We start from the raw sequence: 25,254 nt of genomic DNA on the forward strand, positions 1-25,254 counted from the left end.
ACGGTATGGACTACATGACACTGACTACCGTACAAAACAGCGTGGAACTGCGCATTGTGAAAGGTGAGCCGCTAGTCAGCCTCTACTGCCGCGAGCCGTGGAAGACCAATGACGAAGGACAAGTGTTGGTGGGAGCCAACGGCCGTCCCTTGTCAGGCGAAGCTAAATTCCTTGCCAGCGTAGAGCCGAAATGGACAGGCAGTATCCGTACTTCTCTCCGTTGGAAAGATTTGACTTTCTCCGCCATGTTAGACATCCGTATGGGCGGGCACGTATGGGCGGAGACAGCTTTCCAGTCTTCCCGAAACGCGCAATCCATCATGTCACTAGGCGGACGTACCGAACACCTGTTCTCCGACTTGATTCTGAATGAAGGCGACCAGACTGGCTACCTCGGTATTCTCGACCCTAAATACGTCCCCAATGGCAAGAACAACATCTACATGGACGCTTCGCGCCCGAAAGGCATGAATATTCCCGGAGCCGTTTATGACAGTTCCGTACCGGGATTGGCGGGACAACCTTGCCAGGCTTGGATTAAACCGATTGACTATTGGACCAACGACAGCGGTAAAAACGGCGAACTCTATCTGTACGACGCTTCTTACGTGAAACTGAAAGAAATTTCTTTAGGGTACAACATTCCCAAGAACTGGCTGAGAAAGATAGGGTTCATACAATCCATGAGAGTTTCCGCCGTAGGCAGGAACGTAGCTATTCTTCATCAGAAAACGCCGAAAGGAATTGACCCGGAAGCCACTTCTTCCATGGGAATCCAACAAGGTTTGGAACGAGGCTTCAACCTGCCCACTTCCAGTTACGGTTTCGATTTTAAAATAACTTTTTAACAGCGATGACGATGAAAAAGTACTTATATACACTATGCACTGCAGCCCTGTTGGGACTGGCTACATCTTGCGTGGATAGTTTCGACGCAACCAACCAAAACCCCAACAAGCTATATCTGGATGAGATTGACATTCAGAAGATATTTCCGGGCACTATCTACAAATCCCTGGACGTATTATCCGAAATGAACTATAACTACTACGCCTACATGGCACGTTACGTAGTTTCCTGGACAAGCCCGCAAAGTTCGGACAACGTAGGCGACAGATTCTATAACTTCTACAAGAAAGTCCTGGGCGACGTAGCCATCATGGAACAAAAATATGACCGGGATACCAACGGCAACTACTGGGCGATACTGACCACTTGGAAAGCCTACCTCTACTCCGTACTGACCGGAACCTGGGGACCTATCCCTTTGGATTCTGCCTGCAAAGAGACTTACGGAAACGTATATTACTACAACAGCGAAGCCGAAGCATATATGCAAATACTCCGCTGGCTGGATCAGGCAGTGGAAACTTTCGACCCGAACGGAACGAAAATGCTGAAAGACCCGTTCTATCCGTCTGCCGGTGGCGACAGCGACATTGAGAAATGGCGCAAATTTGCCAACTCCCTGCGTCTGGACGTAGCTATCCGCATGATGAATATGAAGAAAAGTCCCGAAGCCATCTCCATGGCACGTGAACAGATAGAAAAAGCATTGAATGAAACAAACCGCAACTACCTGTTCAGTTCCAACAGCGACAACGCAGCCGGACGCTACGGAACCGACCCCAATGCCGACGTATCCTTATATTACAACCGTATCCTGAAAGAGTTCGACCTAGGTACGAAACTAGAAACAGAGATAGGCGGCCTGACATACCCGGCAATGAACGAATACTTCTTCTGCTATATGCGTTCCTACAAAGACCCTCGTCTAAGCAAGTACGCACAAACATCACGTATCAACGAGAGCGGTGACTACCGTGCTGTAGTAAGAGATTCCCTGTGGTCCGTAGCAGAGCAGAAATATATTCAGGTATCCTACAGAGTACCGTTCCTGCCCCGCTTCGAATTGAAACAGACTCCAACCGGATGGATTGTAGGCAAGGATGAGCACAATAACAACCTCCAGAGCCTTTACTCCACAGCTTCCGTCAGCATCGAGGGATATACATACGCCTTGATTCATCGTGACTTTATCAAGCAGGACGCTACGGTGAAACTGCTGACATGGGCGGACATAAACTTCATGCTCGCCGAAATCCAATTGCGTAAAGACGAATGGGGATTGAACGTGGCATTGCCACAGAGTGCCGAACAATACTACTACAACGGTATCAGTGCTTCCATGAACGAATATGGCGTCACCAGCGGAGTATCCGAATATATCGAACGCAACGGTATCAAATGGAATACCAACGGACTGGGATGCCGCGACTACCGTGCCTTCTATAAAGCCGACATCAACGGAAAAGGCGGTTACAAGAACAATCTGGAACAGGTATGGAAGCAACGATACATCGCCGACTATTTCAACGGATTCGCCGGATGGACATTGGAACGCAGAACACGTGTGATGCAATATCCGCCTATCTTCTACAACGGAACTCCGAACAACTACGGAACCTATGGTGCCAACCAGTTTGACCCTGTGCCCGAACGCCTGCAATATCCTACGGACGAACGTAACTGGAACATGAACTATTACCGTGAAGCCTGCCGTATGCTGCAATCCACTTCACTCGTACCCCGTTCCGACGGTAACTATAATGATAATTTCTTCACTCCGTTGGGCATCGGCGGTCCATACAACCAGGAAGGCTTGTACGAACGTTGGAAAGGCGGCCAGTTGATGTATAACAACGAAATGGTAGCCCATTGGTATGGCGACACAATTGAAGAGTTTGTCGAAAATGTACTCGAGGACTATCCCGAATACGCTTCCCTGCAAGGAGAAGAACGCTTGGCGGCAAGTATCAAGTGGGTACGCATAGAAGATAATAAATAATATAATAAACAGATAGACAGTTATGAAACTAATGAAATACATTACCGGATGCTCCGCAGCCTTACTACTTCTTGCAGCATGCAGCAAGGAAGAAGGTCCGAGTGTCGATGACTACTTCCTGAACTACGAGATTCCGGAAATTCCTGTCACCGAAGATTATCAGGTGGGCATCTTCTACTACAAGGGGAATGACATCACCACCAGACCGAATGGTGACGCTAATTTCACCCGTTGGGAACTTCTGACGCTGACAGACAAGGAACTGAGCGCCAAGAGCGACTACAACAACCTGACACCACAAGTAATGCCCGAATCACAAAAGGACGGCTATTTGCAACCGGACGCAGGAAGCCAGAGTTACCGCATGATACCGATGGTACAGCAGCACGTGGACGACTGCATTGAAGCAGGAGCGAACTTTATCATCCTGCCCGAAGTGGGCGCTGACTTGGGCAAGGGCCCCGGTACGGAAATCAACCAGGGAGATTCACTGTTCGTCACAATGATGCTGGGACGTTCCGGCAGAGGTGGCAAACGCCTGCCGATGCCACACCTCGGTCAACCGGGAGTAGACTTCGTAGACTTGAAAACAATGAAAATAGTAATTGCTGTCAACTGGAACAACATTGTCGACCTGCCCCCCACTCTTTCTTCAAGCAACTGTATCGAGACGGCAGCCGGAAAAGCATATGACGGTGTCACCTACACCCGCCAGCAACTACTGAACAATTTCTTCAGCAAAATCGGCTGTTACTTCTCGGACGAACGTTACTACAAGCTGAACGACACACGCCCGGTAGTTTACATCAAGAACAAGACAGGCGAAATCTATGCGCAAGAATCCAAGGCAATGTATGACGGCATCCGCAAAGCGGTGAAAGAAGCTACCGGTTACGACATTTACATCATGGTGGAAAGCGCTGATGTATGGTGCAACCAGATGCGTTATCAATACTTCTACATGGAAGGTTGCGTAGATGCCGTAGCCAGCCGCAATATGTACGACCAGTCGGAAATGAGCCGTTCCTATATGTACCCGCAGATGATAGACCAAAACTGGAAGTACAACCGTGAAACAGCGTTGCCCGCTTTCGGCGACGGCAGTATGGAGTTCGTTCCTTGCGTCGGTCCGGCATGGAACAAACTGGTGCAAGACGGTCGCGGTTCTGTCGGCAACTCTCCGATTGTGAAGAAAGACGCTGCCACCTACCGCACCATGTGCAACGTAGCCAAGATGAATGCCGGACGCAACCGGTTAATTCTTATCGACTCCTACAACAAGTACAACTTCGACTCCTTTATTGAGCCGACAGTAGAAGGGTACGGCAACGGATACGGCCGGACTTATCTGGACATCACCCGTCAGCAATTCAAGAAAAACTAAGATTGTAAACTCTTTAATGATAGAAAGAATATGAAAAATAAATATTGGAAATACATTTGTCTGCTGGGCTTGGGCGCTTTCTGCTGGACGTGCTCGGACGACAATCCGAATGACGGACCGGACGGTCCGGGTTCTGAAGGCGGACAGGGAACAGAACAGGAAATCGTACGTTCCTACAAGATAGGTACACTGGCAGGATTCGAAGGTAACCTACGCCAAAAGATGGACAAGCCCAGAACCGACGTTTCCACCATGCACAACCGTTCATTATTCTGCCGCTACGTTGCTTCCGCTTATCCGGAAGCACAGGACGACAAACCTTATCCCGGTCCGATTACCGAAGACGACTGGTGGGATAACTTCGTAGAAGAAATCGCTTACAGCGGTCAGGATTATGTTGCTATGAACTGTCGCGGTGAAGCCAACAAGGATATTGACCACGGACGTCCCGACAAGCTCCACGACCTGATGGCAGCTATCAAGCGTAAAGGTGTGGAACACGAGTTCAAAATCGCCATCTTCGACGATACGCCTGCTTCATGGTCGGCTGCGCGTAACGCGCACAAAGGCTACGGTTATGACAACAAGCCGTTCAAAAACGGTAGCCGTGTAGAAGGCTCACACTATCCGTTGCTGTTCCTCGACCCCGAAAAAGAAGATATGAAAGGGGCGAACAACGATTTCCGCAAGGAAGTGTACTACTACATCTGGGATACAAACCTGAAACCCTCGTTCGAAAACGTGCCACGCGACTACTGGTTCGAGATAGACGGACGCCCGGTTATCCTGTTCTGGAATCCTAACGGCTTCCTGCAGGACAGTTACCTCAGCGAACTGATGAAGAAAGACCCGGCAAAATACAAAAGTACGACCGGGCTTGATGAAACAAAATCGGATGCCTACAACGGCAAGTTGAGCTATATCCTGAAGTGTATCAGTGACGATTTCAACAGTACGTTCGGCGTGCGTCCGTTCCTTATCATTCAGCGCGAATGGACCGACCGCGACTTCTCACTGGTCAACTGTCCCTATCTGGACGGTATTCACAACTGGTTTGCAGTTCCCACTATGGATATGTCAGAGGAAGTGTACAACGAGAACTTAATCTACAACACCTATATCTCCGCCTATAACTTCAAAGGATTCAGTGTAGGCAGCGGATGCCCAGGCTTCGTGCAAGGTGACCTCGCCCGTCCGAACTGGCAGTTTATCGACTCCGACCACGGTCGCTACGCAACCAAGATGATGGAATCGTTCTTAGCTAAAAAGCCTGACCTCGTATTCCTGGAAGGATTTACCGACCTTGCCGAAAACGCAGCCTGGTGGCGCAGTTCGGATAAAATCTACTACGACTATCCCAACCAACGCATCAACCTGCTCCGCAAGTACAGCAACCGTCCTTTCCCGACCAAACAGAAATTGGAAGCGGAAGCCTGCGACTATTGTTTCAACGGTTCGGTTTCGGGAAGCAAGATAGAGTCGTTGTTGATGGAAACAGAAATGAACAATGCTCCCGAACAGGGCGTGGTGAAATACAGCGACGATACGAAGTACAACGGCGGTTGGCACGCCAACCTCACTTCCGGCGGTCTGAATACGCTAAGATGGAAAGAGATTCCTTTCCGAACCGGAGCATCCACCATCCGCTTCCGCTACTCCAGCAATGGTGCAGCCAGCGTACGTTGCCAGATTGGCGACACGATGACCCAAAGCGTAAGTCTCCCTGCCACAGGCGGCGCATGGGAAGAAGCCGAAGTAGCCGTTTACTCCCGTGAAGCACGCGGATATGCCGACTTCAACCTGATTGTGACTGAAGGTGATATCAGCCTGAACTACGCGGAAATTATCGCAGAGAAATAAAGAAATTAGAATAGTAAAATATGTATCAAACTAAAAATTTACCTATGATGAACAAAAGAGTATTAAACAGTTTTCTCTATGGAGCACTGTTGTTTTCATTAGGAACAGGAGTTGTTTCTTGCAAGGATTACGACTCGGATATCGAAGGTCTGAACAACCGCATCACAACGGTTGAGTCCGACATGGATAGATTCAAAGAAAAGATTGAAGCTGCGCTGAACGCAAACCTGACCGTACAAAGCTGGTATCCCAGTGAAGACCAGTCGCAATATACCATCGTATTGAGCAACGGAGACGAGTTGTATGTACAGGCTTCCAATAAAGCCACCCCTTTCTACCAGTTCAAGGTGGAAGAAGGCACATGGAGATATACCAAAGACAAAGGTGCGGGCTGGTATAAAGTGCTGACATTCGGTACCGAACAGGAAATCCCAGGAACAGACAAAGACCAACTGTATTATGACAAGAGCAACGGTTACATCTATATCCAGAAAACGGAAGGAATGGTGCAAACCACTATCACCGCAGACAAGGATACACCGATTCTGGCAGAAAACAAAGAGAATAAAACGCTCTCTGTCTATATCTACGGTGAAAACTATATTCTTCCCGTACAAGGCGGCGGTTTCAGCGGTATCAGTTCTATCCTTTTCCAGAAACAATTTGTATTCGAAGAAGACGAGTTCCTGGAAGCAGCCAGCTATACCAATACACAAGGCAAAGTAGTTACTGCCCATACAGCTACCGCCAAGTTCAAGATTCTGCCCAAAGACATTGATTTGTCCGAAGCTGACTTCCAGTGTGCGGATATTCACGAATTGAAGCTGACACGTGCGGAAGTGCCCCAATTGTTGGTAAATACAACTAAAAAGTTAGACGAAAACGGCATTTTGAGCGTAGAGTTGACTCCAAGTAACATGACTGCTCCTTACTACGGTGCAGTACTGGAAATCACATTGGACAAGACGACTACAAGTTCCAACTACTTCGTAGTGAAACCGACTTCCTACAGTGCCAACAACGGCGTGTTCGCTTATCGTGAGACACGTACGGTATATCAGAACTCGGAATCCTTGAAATTCGTCAGCACGGAAAGTCTCGACCTTGCCAGAACAATAGGCTGGGGATTCGGTGAAAACGAAGAAGTGAAGTTTGTAGACGAACTGGGATTCAGTGAACTCGCAGTTGCAACCACTTATGAATTGACAGAAAACCCGAACAATACATTCGAAGTTACTGATAAAGGTGTATTAACTGCCAAAGCTGCTAACAGGTCGGGTAAAGTCAGAATAACTTATACCGTTGCCGAAGAGGAATTCTCTAAAGAAGTATTGATTTATTCACAGGATGAAGCAACCGCTAAGAACGGTATCGAATTAAGAAGTACAACAGTATCGTTGAGTGACATTGAAAGTCTGTACAAAGGTACAAAAGTCTTCATTGTACAGAATGCCCAAACAACAATGGAAAATCTCGGTGTCACTGCGTCCAAAGCATGGAAACTGGGTACTCAAGCCAATGGCGGCAATTGGGAAGCCATCCCGATGACTACCAACCTTGCAACGATTACACAAGACACTGAGTTAGCTAATGGTGAAGTATGCCTTTACTACGATGCCGCCCAAAAGACCAGTTATCTGTTGGTAGGCCCTCAAGCTGATGGCATAGAAGGTGCTAACCTGTTCGCAATGAATGATGAAGGAACAGACAAAGCTCCTTTCACTCTCAATGAGAAAGAAGTGGGATTGTATGTAGGAAATGTAGGTACGAAATATGTAGTGGAAGCTCCGACCGCAAAAGAAGAACTGGCTATTCAAATGTATGTAAAAGCCGGTATTGACCATCCGGATACCGACCCGAATCAGAATATACGTATATTAGGCAAGAAATTGGCAATCCCCGGTGTGTATGATGAAGAACTGGGTTACCACTTCAACGAGCTGGATTTGCGCACTACCTTGTATAATTTCAAACCTGCTGACGCTGATTTCAAAATCACATTGAATAGAGACGACCAGAATGACAAGGTAAAAGAAAAATGGGGTACTAACTTCAAATGGGATGCCGACAACTATACTTTAACATTAAGTCCGGTATGGGCTCTGTATAACTTCAATTTCAACGACAAGAAAGTGAGTGATATGACAGAAGCCAATAATGGTGTCAAATTCTCTTGGACATTCGATGCCGGTAAGGGAGCAACTAACTCTAACGGAAATGAACAGTGGTACATCAAAGACCCCGTTCGCCAACCAGGTGAAAACACAATCTACATGGGACTTGACAAACAGCCAAACGCAACGGGCGTCATCAGTACAGACTATGAAATCAAAGTATCTGAAATAACGGGCGACCCGGAAAAGAAGAAATTGTCAGATTTGGAAGTAGGCAAAGTGTATAAATTCGGAGATTACTTCAAAAATCACAATTTCTGGGTAAACGGTTGTTCATGGGATGTTTATGGCGGGCCTGACAATCTTACCGGAAAGAATCTTCCCGCATTAATAAAATATGATTTTGCCACAAATAAACTTGTGATAACCGATTATGCAAAGAAATACTTTGGCAAAAGAAGGTGTGAGTTAAAGTTCCAACCACAAGGTAATGAGACTACTGCCGGCTTGGAAATTGACAGTGACGAACAGACATTCAAATTAAAGTTAGTTCCGACTACAACCAATTTTCAAATAAGGATTGATTATAATACCGACTTCTCAAATCAGAACCTGTTCTTCAGAATTGTTGAGGGGTAAATCTTAATCTCTATTCAGAGTAATAAAGATTACTCTGAATAGAGATGCTATCAAACAACCATGCCGTGAAATCGCAAGTCTGTTACAGGCCTCGAATTCCGGCATGGCTCTTTTTACAAAAAAACAAGAGCAGGGATAATTAATCACATTTTAAGCGTACATTAAGCGACACTTCATCCTAAAATTTATCGCCGGACGATATCTTTGTCTCAAAATTATTATTAACTTGTAATATCATGAATAGAATCAGCAAAATATTTCTAGCCTGTGCGTGCAGCGCCTTCTGCATGAACGGACAAGCACAAGACAATGCTTCATGGACAAACGACTTCTCCAACGCCGGAGAAACACTGAAAGTGGTGGGTCGGGGCACATGCAGTATTGCCGACAACGTATTCCGTTCCAAAGGCTCCTACGCCTTATTCGGCAACCCCGAATGGAAGAACTACTCTTTCTCTTTCAAAGCCCGTGCCCCTAAAAATGCCGAACAGGTACAAATCTGGGCGAGTTTCCGCAATTACAACCGCTTCGACCGCTATGTGGTAGGTATCAAAGGCGGATTGCAGGACGACCTTTACCTGATGCGCACGGGATATATGGGTACGGATGAGTTTATGGGTGTCCGTCCGTTGGGTTTCCACCCTGTGCCCGGAGAATGGTATCGCGTGAAAGTAGAAGTTTGCGGCAACCGTATCCGTATCTTCCTCAATGACGAGAAACACCCCCGTATCGACCTCGTGGACAAAAATGCGAACCTCGTTCCGTCGGGTGAAGTTGCTTTAGGCGGCGGATGGATAGAGACTGAGTTTGACGACCTTGTCGTAACCCCGATGGTGGACGACGCACTGAAAGACGTAAAAATAGCGGAATATAAAAAGAAAGCCACCCCTGCGGAAAAAGAAAACAAACGCCGCGAGGAACGTGCCGCCTACGCGCCCGTTCAATTAAAAGCCCTCACCGGCAGCCGCACGGACATCACGCTAGATGGCAACTGGCTATTTATGCCTGACTATCAACTGGACAACAAGGATAAAGCTATTTCAGCACAAACTGACGACCAAGACTGGCATATCATGTCCGTCCCCAACTTCTGGAATCCTATCCGCATCTGGCTGCACGGCGAAACAATGCCCTCTCCCACCGGAGCACAGCCGAAAGGCGTATCGGACACCTACTACCAACAGGAAACCGACCGTTGCGAAAACTATACCTTTGATTACCGCCGCGTGAAATACGCCTGGTATCGCCAATGGATGGAACTGCCCGCCGACGTAGCAGGCAAGAACCTGACTCTGACCTTCGACGCCGTTTCTAAAATTGCCGAAATCTATATCAACGGCATACTGGCAGCTTCGAACATCGGTATGTTCGGTGAAATCCGGGTAGACGGCAGCCAACTGCTGAAACCCGGCAAGAACCTGCTTACCGTGAAAGTGACTCGTAATGCAGACGGCAACGCTTCGGCTGACTCCAATGCAATCGACTTCTTCTACTCTTCCGTCCGCGAAAGTGAGAAAGAGGATGGTAAAGTGACCGTAAAGAAAGATATCCTGAAAGACATCGCACATGGTTTCTACGGTGATGAACCTGCCGGAATCTGGCAACCTGTGAAGCTGACTGTCACCGACCCGATGAAGGTGGAAGATGTCTTTATCAAACCCACATTGAATAGTGCAACTTTCGATGTGACCATAAAGAACCACGGCAGCAAAAAGAAACAATTCGACCTTTACACGGATATTATCGACAAGGAAACCGGTTCCGTATTTTACTCCGGTTTATCCCTACGGAAACTGAACCTCAACGCAGGCGAAGAACGGATGGAAACCTACATCATAAACGACTTGAAACCCCGTCTTTGGACGCCGCAGCATCCTAATCTCTACGACTTCAAATTCCGCCTGGTCGCAGACAAAGGAACCGAACTGGACTGCCTGACGGAAACTTCCGGTTTCCGCACCTTTGAAGTGAAGGACGGACTTTTCTATCTGAACGGCAACAAATACTGGCTGCGTGGTGGAAATCATATTCCTTTTGCACTGGCACCTAACGATGAAAACCTTGCGAATACTTTCATGCAACTGATGAAGGCCGGAAATATCGACGTGACACGCACACATACCACTCCGTGGAACAAGCTTTGGATGAATGCCGCTGACAATAATGGTATTGGTGTTTCATTCGAAGGCACATGGTCATGGCTGATGATTCATTCCACCCCGATTCCCGACCAACGCCTGTTAGAGATGTGGCGTAACGAATTCCTAGGATTGCTGAAAAAATATCGCAATCATCCGTCATTACTCTTCTGGACAGTAAATAATGAAATGAAGTTCTACGACAATGACAGCGACCTGAAACGCGCTAAAGAAAAATACCGCATTATTTCGGATGTAGTGAAGGAGATGCGCCGCATCGACCCCACTCGCCCAATCTGTTTCGACTCCAATTATCAGGCGAAAGGCAAAGACAAGAAATTTGGTGCAGACTTTATGAACAGTATTGATGATGGTGACATTGACGATATGCACGGCTATTATAATTGGTATGACTACTCGGTGTTCCGCTTCTTCAACGGTGAATTCCAAAAACAGTTCAAAGTAGCCGACCGTCCGCTTATCAGCCAGGAAATGTCTACGGGCTATCCCAATAACGAAACAGGCCATCCCACACGTTCTTACCAACTCATTCATCAGAATCCTTATACATTGATAGGTTACGAAGCTTATGACTGGGCAGACCCGGCTTCGTTCCTGAAAGTACAGGCATTCATTACGGGTGAACTGGCAGAAACTCTCCGCCGTTCCAACGACCAGGCTTCGGGAATCATGCACTTTGCATTAATGACATGGTTCCGCCAGACATACGACTATCAGAACATTGAGCCGTATCCTACTTACTATGCCTTGAAGCGGGCTTTGCAACCCGTATTGGTCAGCGCAGAGCTGTGGGGACGCAATTTGTATGCTGGTGAGAAGTTGCCTACACGCATCTATATAGTGAATGACCGTGAAGACGGTACGGATTTGAAACCTTCCCTGCTTCGCTGGGAGATACAAGACGAAACCGGGAAGCGGTTGGCGAACGGTTGTGAAAATATCCCTGCCGTGAAGCATTACGCACGATATTATATCGAACCCAATATCCAGTTACCGACTTGTCTGCCCGCCGGCAAGACAAAGGCCAAACTGGTATTGAAACTCACAGAGAACGGCTTGCCCATCTCTGCCAATGAATACGAGTTACTGCTCGCCCGCAAAGAGTGGAATGCAGGTCAGGTGGACAACAGCAAAAAGATTGTATTATTAGATAAAGATAACACGAAAGACGTATTCGACTTCCTGAACATCAAGTATCAGCCGGTTTCTTCGGTAAAAGAGTTACTCAACAGCAAACTGAAAGCTGACCTTTGCGTCATCTCCGGTCTGACAGCCTGCACCGATGAAGAAAAGGAAATGCTCCGCGCTTATCAGTCCAAAGGCGGAAAACTTCTTTTCCTCAACAGCAAGGAAGTAGTGAAGACTGTATATCCCGAATACATCACCGGATGGATTATCCCGACAGAAGGCGATATCGTTATCATGGAACGCAATGATGCTCCGGTCTTTAATGACATTGACGTGCTGGGACTTCGCTATTTCAACAACAATAAGCGTGAAATACCCGTGGCATGTACCGCAACCCTGAAAGCTCACCGTCATAAGAATGTAACGGAACTGGCAGGGCAAATGAAAATCCACGCTTACATCGACGGTGGCAAACCTGAAGACCGCATCGAACGTATAGAGTCTATGCGCGGCTTGACGATGTTACAGATAGCGGATGGGAAAGGAGAAGCGATTATCTCTACCATGTGTACGGAAAAAGCCGCAACCGACCCGATAGCCGGTAAATTAGTAGTGAATATGATTAACTGTCTGACTACAAATAAATAGGTATGTAGAGAATAGACAGAAGGTAAAAAACAGGAATAAATAAAGAGAGGAGCTGTATGTATGAATACAGTTCCTCTCTTTATTTATATCTGATATCTAAGATGGAAAACCAACTGTAAAATGAGAAACAACGGAATAGCTATTTAGTTAATACATAGCACAATATACCTTATTATATTCTCAAACAATACTCACTGCAATGAGAAAAAATACTCATCGCGATGAGAAAATATTCTCATAAGGATGAGTATTAATTCTTATCACCATGAGAAAATGTTCTTATCACGATGAGAAAATATTCGATTTATCTTCATGCATTTCCGCAGCCCGAAGATATTGTAAACAGGAACTTATACCCCGGTAAACAGGGTATAAGTATAGTCTATAAATTGATTATCGTTTGCAAACGAATATCTTTGGAAGAAGCACCGACCATAATATCAAATGCACCCGTAGGTACTATAAACTGTTCTTTGGCTGTATCCCAGTAGCGGAGTTGTTCTTTATCGAGTTCGATTTCTACCAAACGGCTCTCGCCCGGCTTCAAAGGAACACGCCGAAAACCTTTCAATTCTTTTATCGGAACAATGCCGCCAGTTTCGGGGATTCGCACATACACCTGCGCTACTTCATCGCCTTTTCTCTTTCCGGTGTTCTTCAAGCGGAAAGACACTGTTACCTTATCCGCACTGTCTTTTACTTTCAAATCACTATATTTAAAAGAAGAATAGCTCAATCCGTAACCAAAGGGATAAAGGACATCACCTTTGAAATACTTATAAGTACGTCCTTTTGTTATATCGTAGTCATCGAACGGCGGCAACTCATCCAACGATTTGTAATAAGTCAACGGCAAACGTCCGGCAGGATTATAATCACCGAATAACACGTCGGCAACAGCCGTTCCGCCCTGCTCACCCGGATACCAGGCATTCACGATGGCAGGAATATATTCGTCCATCCAGTTGACAGCCAATGAGCTCCCGGCAACAAGAACAACGATAATGTTCGGATTCACTTTATAGATTTCCTGCAAGAACTCTCTTTGGTCTGCCGGAAGCTGAATATCATATCTGTCCTGCCCTTCACGTTCGATTGACTTATTGATTCCCATCACAGCAACCACCGTTTCGCACTCGCGGACAGCCTTTCCGGCTTCTCCATACAAATCGAGACGGGTCGCTTTTCCTACTTGCGGAACTTTCCATTGCAGTTTCGCGATAGCATAATCCCGGTTATCGTAATATTCCGCTTTTAGCTGATACTCTTTTCCTGCTTCAAGATTAATCGAAGCAGAGTCGGTAGATACTGCGTGTGCCGACCAAGCATCAATCAATAACTGATTGTCAATGCTCAAACGGCAGCCGTCGTCCGAAGTAAAGCTGAATGTATAACGACCGGAAATAGCAGGTTTCAATTTTCCCGTCCAACGGACAGACAAAGGAGATTTTGGCAAGAACGGGTCGGGAGCCTGGTTAGCAGGTTCAAAGTTTATCCAGTTCTCTGTGCGTACTTTAGGAGTCCCCTTCAAATGGGTATCTTCAAAATATTCCGCTTTCAGTCCTTCGGGGAAATTCTCTCCCTGAATAAGCTCCAAGCCATCGGCAGCAGATTTCCAAGGTGCATACACGACTTTCACCTTATCGCCTACCCTGTTTTTGATTCCCTGCAAGATAGAAACGGGTTCTACCACCGGCGCACCGCTATAATCGCCGAACTCACACTTGCCCGCATTGATGCCTACTACTGCTATTGATTTCAGTCTATTGACATTCAACGGAAGCATATTCTTTTTATTCTTCAGCAGGACGATACACTCCCTGGCAGCATCCAAAGCAATCTGTTGATGCTCTTTCGAGCCAATCACCGAGGGGGATATTTTTGTATATGGATTTTGTTCCATTTCATCGAAAAGCCCCAGCTTCATACGGGCTGTCAGCACGTTATAGGCAGCCGAATCAATATCAGCATCAGATACCATATATTGCTTATAGGCATTCAGCAGATATTCGTCATATACATCGTCTCCACATTCCAAGTCCAGTCCCGCTTTAATGGATAAAGTAGCGGCCGCTTCTTTCGTCTTTACATATTTGTGGGCGTTTACCAACAAAGACGGTCCCCCGCAATCGGAAACGACATATCCCCGGAATCCCCAGTCCTGACGAAGCACTTTTTGCAATAACCAGGCATTCAGCGTACAAGGCACATCGTTCAATGCGTTATAAGCAGTCATGATGGAAGCCGCTTTCCCTTTCTTCACACACATTTCGAAAGCCGGGAAATAATACTCACGCAATTGTTTCTCCGATATTTGCGGATTACAGACAAAGCGATTGTGTTCCTCGTTATTGGCTGCGAAATGCTTGGGAGTGGAAACGATTTTCAAATAACGCGGGTCGTCCCCTTGCAGCCCTTGCACAAAAGCTGTTCCCATCACTCCGCTAAGGAAAGGGTCTTCGCCATACGTTTCCGGAGTACGTCCCCAGCGAGGGTCACGTGCCATATTTACGGTGGGCGACCAGAAAGTCAATACATCGCTAAACTGTTCTTTCTGCTCCCTGCCCTGCTCCAGTTCATTCCAACGGGCACGAGCCTCATCCGAAATCACGGTAGCCACCCGTTTCTGCAACACAGGATTCCAGGTAGCAGCCAATCCGATGGCTTGCGGAAATACAGTAAAACGTCCCGGACGGACGACTCCATGCAATGCCTCATTGCCATGATAATACTTATCAATGCCCAAACGGGGGATGGCAGGAGAAGTTGCACGCAGCAGACTTATCTTCTCTTCCACGGTCATACGGGACAGCAAATCCATCACCCGCTCATGTACAGGAGCATTTTCATTCTTATATAACTCTTGCGCATGTATAAAAGAACAAGACATCACAGCTAAAACACCTGCCAACAGAATCTTTTTATACCTATTCATTATTACCTTATTCTATGTATGAGCCTTTTTTATTATGTAAGAGCCCTTTTCATTGTATTCTTCTTTTTATTCGTTCCGGCAAATGATGGCTCTACAGAGCCACCATTTTATACTTGGTAGTAAAAGCGACAGGCTGCTTATTGTCCTTGCCCAACTTGAACGGAATCAGTTTTTCTTCTCCGGCTCCCAGTTCATAATGGATAGCATCACCCACCTTTTTACCGTCAACAAACATTTCGACTTTTCCAATATCCATCAGTGTGCCCTTATTTTTCACACTTACCCATACGGTCTTTTGGTTCTTTGTCAGATTCTCTTCCACTTTCGAAATAGAGAGGTCGAAGTCGGCACCAAACTCATGAGTATAATCAAGCATACCGGATACACCCTTTTTCTTATCACTAAAGCCTACACTATGTTTAATCTCATTGTTAGCTTTATAGTCAGGGCTCATGCCACCGACACATATCTTGAATTCTCCTTTTTCCACCACTCTATCCATGCGGTCATTGAGCAACGAAATATCGTATGGTGTCAGTTCAAAAGAGACGGTTTTAGATTCCCCCGGTTGCAAGTGAATGCGTTCGAAATCTTTCAATTCCATGACACGGGTCTTTACACTGGCATACATATCCGTCACATACAACTGTGCCACTTCATCACCGGCACGGCTTCCTGTATTTTTCACCGTTGCCTGAACTGTTATATTTCCATCCGGTTTTTCCTGTATCTTCAGATTAGAATATTCAAAGGAAGTATAGCTAAGACCGAATCCGAAGCGGTAAAGGGGATAATATTCCATATCCACATATTCATAACGGCGTCCTGAAGTCTTGAAGTTATAATATAATGGAAGTTGCCCAACGTGGCGCGGGAAAGTCATCGGTAAACGACCGCCGGGATTATAATCCCCAAACAGCACATCCGCCATTGCCGGACCGCCTTCCTGTCCCGGAAGCCAGTTTACAAGAATAGCCTTACACATTTCGGATGCTTTCAGAATATCGTAAGGACGTCCTGCCTGAAGAACCAGAATCACAGGTTTTCCGGTTGCACAAACCGCTTCCAGCAATTCCTGTTGCTTGCCCGGTAAAATCAAGGTAGCCCAGTCATTATTTTCTCCGCATGTCTTGCGGACGTCGTTGGTGGCTTCACTGGTGGAACAGTCGCCCAATACCATTACTACAACATCCGATTGGGAAGCGGCTTTGACTGCTTTGGGGATATTCGTTGCATCCGGATTTGTAAAGTCACAACCTTGTTCATAGAGAACTTTTGTCTGTTTGCCTACGGCATTCCTTATACCCGTCAGGACGGATTTCAATTGTCCGGGCTGCAATTTCGGAGTGTAATCACCCGGTTGAAGGTCATCTGCCCCAGGGCCTAGTACGGCAATAGTACGTACGGTCTTGGACAAAGGCAAAAGATTATCCTTATTTTCCAACATTACAATAGATTCGCGGGCTGCCTGACGCGCCATTTCTTTATGGCTGTCCGAGTTCCATCCCGGATAGATTTTCTTCCAGTCCAAAGGTTTGCAAGGGTTCTTCTCGAAGAGTTCGTTGCGGAACATGGTAGATAGCATGGTACGGCATACGTTATCCAGGTTTTCCATATTGATACGTCCGTCTTTTGCAGCTTGAATCACTTCCTTATTATTATAAGTGTCACCGCAATTGGTAGCAATACCGGCAGCCAATGCCTGATTGGCAGCTTCAATCTTATCTTTTGCCGTATAATGCTTACGGGCAGTCAGATTTCCGATAGCACCGCAGTCACTGACGATAAATCCGTTGAATCCCCATTCCTGACGTAAAATCTGTTGCAGCAGTTCCGTGCTTTTGGCAACAGGAATCCCCATATAGTCGGAGTAAGCCATCATCAAAGACTGGCAATCGTAGTTGCGGATAGCATGACGGAACGGAACCAAATGCACCTCACGCATCTCACGCTCGGACAGGCCGATGTCGTGCGAGTCACGTCCGCCCAACGGAGCGCCATGTCCGCCAAAATGCTTGGGAGTGGTGAACAGGCCTCTGGACTGATAACCTTTAATCCATGCACCGCCTATTTGTGAAACCAGTACCGGGTCTTCCCCGAAAGTTTCTTCACAACGTCCCCAGCGTGCATCCTGTGCAACATCCAATACGGGCGACCATGCCTGTTTGGTATTTGCCGCTACAGTCTCGTCACCGATTACCATCGCCACTTCTTCCGTCAGTTTCCGGTTCCAGGTCGCTCCCATCGCCAAAGCCTGCGGGAAAATAGTCGCGCCGCTTCCGTACGAGAAACCATGTACTGCTTCTACCTTTGTGATAGGCGGTACATACAAATGAGGAATACCGGGAATCCCCCATCCTTCACGAATCAATTCCATTTTATCTTCCGGCGTCATTACAGCCAACAGGCTCTCTACGCGTTCTTCTACGGGAAGGGACGCGTCCATATAACGACGGTCGGTTACTTTACCTTTGCTGTCCTTCAACACCTTTTCCGCTACGAACACAGAAATCTCCTTAAGAGAAAAAGGCTTATCCAGCTTTCCTGATTTGAAGTTCAGCTTGACATGAGCGCCATATTTAGGGGGAAATTTCACTTTCATTTGTTTATCACTCCCCTCTATCTGGTAACTTACAGAAGTTCCCAGGTTCATCGGGTCATAAGTGACAAAAATATCCAATGCATCTTTCAACTCATTTTTGTTGATACCCTGCATCTGAAGCTCCAGTTCGCAGACATCGCCGGGTTGTTGAATGGTAAACATCAGCCATTGTTCGGTCTTTAATGCCTGAGAGGGGATTGTCCACATTGTCTTTGCATTTTTATCAAATGCCAAAGAAGCATTTTCTGCGTTTGCAGAAGCCGCTACCGATAGAATATCGCTCTGTTGTTGCGCCATTGCTACTGAACACGACAATAATCCTACTGCCAGCATCCATTTCATTTTGTTTTTCATGTTATATTCGTTTTTCAACTATTATTAGTATTCCGTTTATCTATTTATTTCGTCTGCTTTACCATTTGTATAGTGCCGTCCTGATTGTAGTATAACTTATCTACACAAATAGAGCGCAACCAATCATGCCCGGACAGTGTGCTGTTGTGATAGAAAGCATACCACTGCCCTTTGAACTGGACGATAGAGCCATGATTCGTATAGCTGTCGGTCGGTTCCATATAGATACCTTTCGATTCCCACGGTCCCAGCGGGGAGTCACTGATGGCATAACGCATCCGATTATCTCCTTTCACGCCGTCATTCCAGTTCTCATCATGGTTGTCGGAGTAAGACAGGTAATATTTTCCGTTATATTTGTGAATCCAAGCTGCTTCGTGGAAGTCTTCCAACCCTTTCATCAGTTGCATCGAACCATCCAGTTCTATCATATTATCTTTCAGCTTGCCTCCTTTGCAGATGCCGCCACCGCCATTGTAGATATAAGCCTGCCCGTCGTCATCCACAAAGACGCAAGGGTCAATCAGCGGGTCCATTCCCTCGATATATCCCTGCACTTTGAATCCTTCCGCCGGCTTGTTGCTGGTAGCCACTCCAATCTTCCAACTGTTATCCCACGCTGTCTCACTGGGATGGGGAAAATAGAAATAATAAGTACCGTTCCTGTAAGCACAGTCCGGTGCCCACATAAAACCGCCCTCTTTCCGTCCCCAGGGTACTTGTTCAGAACTAAGAATCTCCCCGTGGTCTGTCCAGTTCACCATATCGTCGGTTGAGAATACATGATAACGGTCCATTAAGTCACATCCGCGCGGCGGGGCAATATCATGGGAAGCATATACATACAAGCGTCCGTCTTTCCAGACATGAGCCGAAGGGTCGGCTGTGTACATATGCCGGATAAAGGGATTCGGAGCTACAGGATTCAGACTTGTATTCAGTGCTATCGCCTTTTCCTTACGTAAAATCTTACCCGCTTCGCCTACTAATTTCAGATAATGGTCACTTTCCACCCCTTCCTCGATAGGCACAAACGTACTTTCACCTACCGGAACTTTCTTGGCACACTTAAAGATAGCCGTCCCCTCGTCTATTTCATCAAACATTGCTACATAAATCATTTCGGCACCTGCCCGAATAGCTCCCATCAACTGTTCCCAAAGGAAAGAGCCTTTGTTGCGGGGGATAAGTGAATTGTTATCTTTCCCCTTCATATTCGCCCATGAAAAACCCGGGAAAACCAACGGAGCATAATCAACCTGATTCTTCTTCGCCCACTGAATATCTTCTTCTACGAGTTTCTGATATTTCGGATAGGTAGTCTGATTGTATCGCCCAACAAACCAGGGCATGATAATATCACATTTTCTGATAAGTGCGTGCAACTGAGGGTCTGATTCCGTATCACCTTTCAGTTCGCGCCACTGGGTAGGCACTCCAAGCATCACACTGAATCCCTGAGATTTCAAGCCATCAATGATACGCGCAGCTTCTTTCAGCCCATAACGTCGGTTATCATTAAATCCCACTCCCCATACCGTAACCAGTGGCTTGCCGTTGTGATACAGATAGGAAGAATTCTTTGCCCGATTTTTTATGGAATATCGCTGTGCAATCTCCGCTATGTCTTTGAGCAGGAAGTCTTCCTCACCCGGCTTCATTCCGCTCAAGTCGTACATCACACAGATAGCACGCTCATATTTATTGGCAGCTTTCATCGCCGAATTCAGCACCTTATTGAAATGTTTCATCCCACTTTCGTTCCGAATCTCCGTGATAAAACGCTGCATGAATACTCCGTCCAGTCCATACTCTTTCATCCATTTGAAATGAACATTGACCGTAGACTCATCATAAGAAGAAAAAACAGATGCCTGTTTACCGTCTGCAAAAGTAAACTCCGTTTTATAGAGTTTCTTATATTCCGACACTTCCGGCCAGAAATCGACCGAACAGGAACCCGGACGAAACCCATCACGACCATTGTAATGATGCCAGCCACGACCGGAGCCGTCACCAGGGGTATTGAACCACCCCTGATAACCAGCCATGACCAATCCTTTGTAAGAATCATACCGCTTCTTGCCGGATTGTGCAGTCGCCCCTATTGAAAACAATAAAAATACCAATATCCAATCAAACCTTTTTACCATGTTATTCCTTTGTTTTTCATGTTATACTTTTAAGTCTTTAAAACTATTTTCAGCAAAGTAAAGGGACATCCCTTAATAAATTCCGCCAAAGTCAATTAATAATGACTTAAAATCGAATTAATTGAGAAAAAAGATAGAAAGAACCGGGAAAATACACCTTTTTACGGAGATATTACAAGAATAAAGACAGGCAACCTCTTTGTTTTACTGAATTTATTTTTCTACTTTTGAAGCAAATCTTTATTCTTCTGCTTATGCCAGCCAATAGAAATGCCTTGATTCGTTATAAAACAATTGATAACTGTCTGCGTAATCCTTACCGTCGCTGGACGCTCGAAGATTTGGTGGATGCCTGTTCGGATGCCCTTTATGAATATGAGGGCATTGACAAAGGAATAAGCAAACGTACCGTGCAAATGGACATCCAGATGATGCGCAGCGAGAAACTGGGATATAACGCCCCGATTGTAGTGTACGAGAATAAATATTATAAATACGAAGACCCGGAATACAGTATCACGCAAACTCCGCTGAACGAACAGGATTTGAAAATGATGTCGGAAGCGGTGGAAGTGTTGCGGCAGTTCAAAGGATTCTCCTACTTCACGGAAATGAGCGATATTATCAACCGCCTGGAAGACCATGTGGCTTCCGCCCGAATGAAGACAACCCCTGTCATCGACTTCGAAAAGAACGAATCGTTGAAAGGGCTGGATTATCTGGACACTATCTATCACGCCATTGTAAACGAACACCCTATACGGTTCAAATACCGCTCGTTCAAAGCACGTTCGGCAAACGAATTCATTTTTTATCCTTATCTATTAAAAGAATACCGGAACCGCTGGTTTGTTTACGGAGTAAGGAAAAGCGGACGTATATTGCAAAATTTAGCTTTAGACAGGATACATTCCTTAGAAGTCCTGCCGCAAGAATACTATATAAAGAATACGTTCTTCGACCCGAATACGTTCTTTGACGATCTGGTAGGAGTCACCAAAAACGCAGGAAGCAAAGCGGAAAAAGTAGGTTTCAAAGTAAAGGCTGACGAAGCGCCTTACATCATAACCAAACCAATACACCGCAGCCAGCAATTGATAGAAAGATTAGCTGACGGAAGCGTCATACTGGAAATTGAAGTGGTCATCAACCATGAACTGGAACGGGTATTTTTCGGCTATGCCAACGGGATACAGGTTCTGTATCCGAAGACATTGGTAGAATTGATGGGCAAGAAACTAAAAAGAGCTGCCGAACAATACACAGACTCAAAATAAAGCTCTTGCACACTCATATCCCTCCTGATAAAACTCTGTCAGCTTCTGCACATCTTTCTCAATGCGGTCTACAGCAACAGGTTTCAACGGACGGATAACGATAATCTTTCCCTCGTCTTCCATACGCTCTACCATCTCCAACTGTTCATTATACACGGCGCAGCGACGCCCCAGCGCTTCGCGCAATTTCGGATATTTACGGTATACGAATGACGGGACACGAATATCTTTCGAATCTTTCCGATAACCACGATTGCGAGTGAGCACAACAACATTGCGGGGGTAGCCATCTGAAATGGCACGCTGCAAAGGAATGGAGTCCACAATTCCCCCATCGAGCATCGGGATGCCGTCTACATAAGCAATGGGACAGACAATAGGCAGACTGCTGGAAGCACGGACAATATCAATCACCCGGTTCTTGTCTTTCTTTTCCTCAAAATAGTTGGCTTCTCCCGTCAGGCAGTTTGTGGTCACCATGACGAAACGTTCGGGCGAAGCGAAATACGTTTCATAATCATACGGAAGGATATGTTCGGGAAATTCATTGAACAGCAAATCGAAGTCGAGGATATTCCGCTTCTTGAGCAGATGTTTCAAGCCGATATAATTGTACTTTTCCAGCAGGTCGATATTGCTGTATTTGGCGCGTCCCCGTTGACGGGAGGCATAAGACAGTCCGTTGCATGCTCCGGCGGACACCCCTATCGTATAAGGGAACCGGATGTCGCGATCCATCAAATAATCGAGTACGCCGCAGGTAAATACGCCGCGCATTCCCCCGCCTTCCAACACTAATCCGGTACATTCATCTATTTCAAAGTTCTTCATTCTTATCTCCCCCTTATTTTTATTTATCACTCTCCTTACAGACTCCGTCCTATTACTGTTTGTTGCATATTTATTATAAAAACAAACGAAAAAGACAGATTATCCGGCAAAAGTAGCAAATATTTAAACAAAATCTTGTTTTTTTGCTTCAATCTATGTAACTTTAGGCTAGCTTTATTGTTTAAGTAGGAAAAAATAAAAAAGTCCTGCCCGCAGGCAAGCACCATGAGAATACAGTTTGAGATTAAAGAAAAATTGCCGGAAATCATTGAAGAAATCATGCATTCCGAGAAATGGCAAACTTCCGTAAAGGAAGAAATCAGCGGTCGGACGACCGTTGTGATTCGTGACCAGGCGTACGGTTCTGAAGCTACCGTTGAAATCTATGCTGCATCCATCGAAATCAAAACCGCATGGTCAAAGTACTCCTATCGTATATTTGTCGCCAACGACCTCGTTTGGTGCGAATATGACGGTGCCTATCGTGGATTACTGGAACAAGTGCTCCTGCCCACTATTACTCCTAAGGAAAGTTTGCTTGATTCTGAAGTAACTGAAAGTTCGCTTTATGGACGCGAACATAAAAAACTACGGGAATATGCCGAAGGAAACCTGAAACTGAAACAATTCCGCCGGGAGAATTTCGATGAGCAACGGAACGGGACAGCAGCATTCGACCATCCGAAACGCGTGTATGATGAGTTTATCAAAGAAGATTATGTGGTTAATCCTCAAAAGAGGGAGTAATCCACGTACAGTACCCTACAGCGCTAGCCTTGTGCCACCCCATTGGCACAGTTGTGCCAATGCGGTGGCATGACTGTGCCAACGGTGCAGCATTAATATGTAACTCCCAAGTTATCCAAGTCCCCCTTCGATATAGTAAATTCATCTCCTGCTTCAATGCGTTCCAAGACTAAATTCCCTACCCGCCGGGCATCCTGCTCTGCACGGAAAGCTCTTTTTCCGGCAACGACAGGAATGAAAGGCTGAACAATAATCGTACGTTCTCCCTCATAGATTTTATAACCGTATCCGTTCTCTCCGAGTTTCATCACTTCCAAATGGTAGCGGGCTGCGGGACTTATATTCCGGTAACAGACAAATCCGGTGGCGAGTAACAGGATAAGGCATCCGGTACCTGTTATTATCTTACTTTTCTTCATATTCATAAGGTTTCAACTCCCAGGTGTCGTCATAGTAGGACGAGGAAGTACTACCACCGGTCGTTACAAATCCCCGTGTTCCTGTGGAAAAGCAAACAGCTTTCGCACGTGCGCTGCCTTCAAAATCGGTCAGGTCTTCACCTTCCCACAAATCCGTAGAAGGGTCGTATATCCAGTAGTTGGTACGCAAGCTCCCGCCCGCCGTCTGTCCTACTGCCAGATATCCTTTACCGTCAATCACAAAAGCGCAGCCATAGCAGCGTGCGATAGAAGTATAGTCGTCATCATAATCATCATCACTGGAATCTTTTATGTCACGCAGTTGTTTCCAGGGATTGGATGCATTCGACGGGTCAAAACACCAAAAGTCCGTGACATCCGAATTATTATTCTCGCCACCGCAGATATAGGCTATGTCATCAATGACAAAAACCTGTCCGCCCTGTCGCTTCTGCCCGCCGAAGCCATTGATAAGCGTCCATTCTCCCTTATCGCCCGCCGAAGGGTCAAAGCGGTAAAAATCCTTCTGATAGTTATCATCGTAGCCCGTACCCAGATAGCCGTATTGCCCGATGCCGAAAGAAAGTGCATAACGCCGTCCTCCTCCGGGAAAGTCCGCCATCTGTTTCCAATCATTCGTTGCCGGGTCATATTGCCAGCAATCTTTCAGAAACGAACTAGTCTTGGCGTCATATCCGGTGGCAATATATCCTTTCGTCCCTACGGCAAAGCCTGTCGCCGCGTTCCGGGCAATGGCTTCTTCACTCATGTCCTTGCATTGAGTCCACCAGTCATTATCAATATCATACTCCCAGCAATCTTTCAGGCGGTCTTTGTTGCTTCCCCGGTATCCGCCGCAAATATATCCTTTGTTGCCGATAGTAAACCCGGCGGCATCATTACGTGCCACACCATCAAAATCAGAACGGCGGTACCACACGCCTGCCGTATATTCCGTATCCTCCGTACATGCCGCCAATGAGAGCAGTACGACCACCATGCAAAGTAATTTATTCATTTTCTTATCCATTAAATATGTCGTTTATTACCCGCAAAAGTAGGGGGCAACGGGCAGGGATAAAAAAACTATCGACAAACAGATATATTCTGTCTACCAACGAAATCGAGGTCGACAAATAGCAAGACTTAGTCGATA

The 25,254-nt window shown here is 46.2% G+C and carries 13 protein-coding genes and 1 pseudogene; 8 read left to right on the forward strand and 6 right to left on the reverse strand.

Annotated features, from left to right (window positions below):
* The 6 genes and pseudogenes from AB5443_RS19125 to AB5443_RS19150 form a co-directional block, all read left to right on the forward strand.
* Nucleotides 1-848 (forward strand): annotated as a pseudogene (locus AB5443_RS19125) (SusC/RagA family TonB-linked outer membrane protein); the annotation flags it as partial.
* Nucleotides 849-859: 11 nt separating this feature from the next.
* Nucleotides 860-2,848: a SusD/RagB family nutrient-binding outer membrane lipoprotein gene (locus tag AB5443_RS19130; protein WP_022140157.1), complete on the forward strand. Its 1,989-nt coding sequence runs from the start codon at nucleotides 860-862 to the stop codon at nucleotides 2,846-2,848.
* 22 nt (nucleotides 2,849-2,870) lie between these two features.
* Nucleotides 2,871-4,232: a glycoside hydrolase family 99-like domain-containing protein gene (locus AB5443_RS19135; protein ID WP_277134147.1), complete on the forward strand. Its 1,362-nt coding sequence runs from the start codon at nucleotides 2,871-2,873 to the stop codon at nucleotides 4,230-4,232.
* 30 nt (nucleotides 4,233-4,262) lie between these two features.
* On the forward strand, nucleotides 4,263-6,092 hold the full coding sequence (locus AB5443_RS19140; protein WP_277134145.1) for a DUF5010 domain-containing protein: 1,830 nt from the start codon (nucleotides 4,263-4,265) through the stop codon (nucleotides 6,090-6,092).
* Between the two features lie 44 nt (nucleotides 6,093-6,136).
* Nucleotides 6,137-8,845: a hypothetical protein gene (locus AB5443_RS19145; protein WP_277134143.1), complete on the forward strand. Its 2,709-nt coding sequence runs from the start codon at nucleotides 6,137-6,139 to the stop codon at nucleotides 8,843-8,845.
* A 236-nt stretch (nucleotides 8,846-9,081) separates the two neighbouring features.
* Nucleotides 9,082-12,780: a glycoside hydrolase family 2 TIM barrel-domain containing protein gene (locus tag AB5443_RS19150; protein WP_368119626.1), complete on the forward strand. Its 3,699-nt coding sequence runs from the start codon at nucleotides 9,082-9,084 to the stop codon at nucleotides 12,778-12,780.
* Nucleotides 12,781-13,162: 382 nt separating this feature from the next.
* Here AB5443_RS19150 and AB5443_RS19155 read toward each other — a convergent pair whose 3' ends face one another.
* The 3 genes from AB5443_RS19155 to AB5443_RS19165 all read right to left on the reverse strand — a co-directional run bounded on the left by AB5443_RS19155 (nucleotide 13,163) and on the right by AB5443_RS19165 (nucleotide 19,639).
* Nucleotides 13,163-15,715 carry a glycoside hydrolase family 3 C-terminal domain-containing protein gene (locus AB5443_RS19155; RefSeq protein WP_368114501.1) on the reverse strand — a complete coding sequence of 851 codons (2,553 nt, stop codon included), beginning with the start codon at nucleotides 15,713-15,715 and terminating at the stop codon, nucleotides 13,163-13,165.
* A 91-nt stretch (nucleotides 15,716-15,806) separates the two neighbouring features.
* The gene (locus AB5443_RS19160; RefSeq protein ID WP_277134137.1) at nucleotides 15,807-18,671 is read right to left on the reverse strand and encodes a glycoside hydrolase family 3 N-terminal domain-containing protein; all 2,865 of its coding nucleotides are present in this window, start codon (nucleotides 18,669-18,671) and stop codon (nucleotides 15,807-15,809) included.
* A 44-nt stretch (nucleotides 18,672-18,715) separates the two neighbouring features.
* The gene (locus AB5443_RS19165) at nucleotides 18,716-19,639 is read right to left on the reverse strand and encodes a family 43 glycosylhydrolase (protein ID WP_307995450.1); all 924 of its coding nucleotides are present in this window, start codon (nucleotides 19,637-19,639) and stop codon (nucleotides 18,716-18,718) included.
* Between the two features lie 1,439 nt (nucleotides 19,640-21,078).
* Between AB5443_RS19165 and AB5443_RS19170 the strand changes: the two genes are divergently transcribed.
* A complete protein-coding gene (locus tag AB5443_RS19170; RefSeq protein ID WP_277134134.1) occupies nucleotides 21,079-22,101 on the forward strand; it encodes a YafY family protein in 1,023 nt (340 codons plus the stop codon).
* Here the strand turns inward: AB5443_RS19170 and AB5443_RS19175 are convergent.
* Nucleotides 22,093-22,932: a patatin family protein gene (locus tag AB5443_RS19175; protein ID WP_277134132.1), complete on the reverse strand. Its 840-nt coding sequence runs from the start codon at nucleotides 22,930-22,932 to the stop codon at nucleotides 22,093-22,095. The two genes, AB5443_RS19170 and AB5443_RS19175, sit on opposite strands and share 9 nt — an antisense overlap.
* A gap of 225 nt (nucleotides 22,933-23,157) precedes the next feature.
* Between AB5443_RS19175 and AB5443_RS19180 the strand changes: the two genes are divergently transcribed.
* Nucleotides 23,158-23,679, forward strand: coding sequence for a hypothetical protein (locus tag AB5443_RS19180; protein WP_022140146.1), 522 nt, complete (start codon nucleotides 23,158-23,160; stop codon nucleotides 23,677-23,679).
* A gap of 92 nt (nucleotides 23,680-23,771) precedes the next feature.
* Here AB5443_RS19180 and AB5443_RS19185 read toward each other — a convergent pair whose 3' ends face one another.
* Both AB5443_RS19185 and AB5443_RS19190 read right to left on the reverse strand, forming a co-directional pair.
* Nucleotides 23,772-24,098 carry a DUF4907 domain-containing protein gene (locus AB5443_RS19185; RefSeq protein ID WP_277134130.1) on the reverse strand — a complete coding sequence of 109 codons (327 nt, stop codon included), beginning with the start codon at nucleotides 24,096-24,098 and terminating at the stop codon, nucleotides 23,772-23,774.
* Nucleotides 24,085-25,128: a kelch repeat-containing protein gene (locus AB5443_RS19190; RefSeq protein WP_073342621.1), complete on the reverse strand. Its 1,044-nt coding sequence runs from the start codon at nucleotides 25,126-25,128 to the stop codon at nucleotides 24,085-24,087. Before AB5443_RS19190 ends, AB5443_RS19185 begins: the two co-directional genes overlap by 14 nt.
* Nucleotides 25,129-25,254: the final 126 nt, after the last annotated feature.

The organism is Bacteroides sp. RTP21281st1_H5_RTP21281_210402 (assembly GCF_040918965.1).
Classification (GTDB): Bacteria; Bacteroidota; Bacteroidia; order Bacteroidales; family Bacteroidaceae; genus Bacteroides; species Bacteroides congonensis.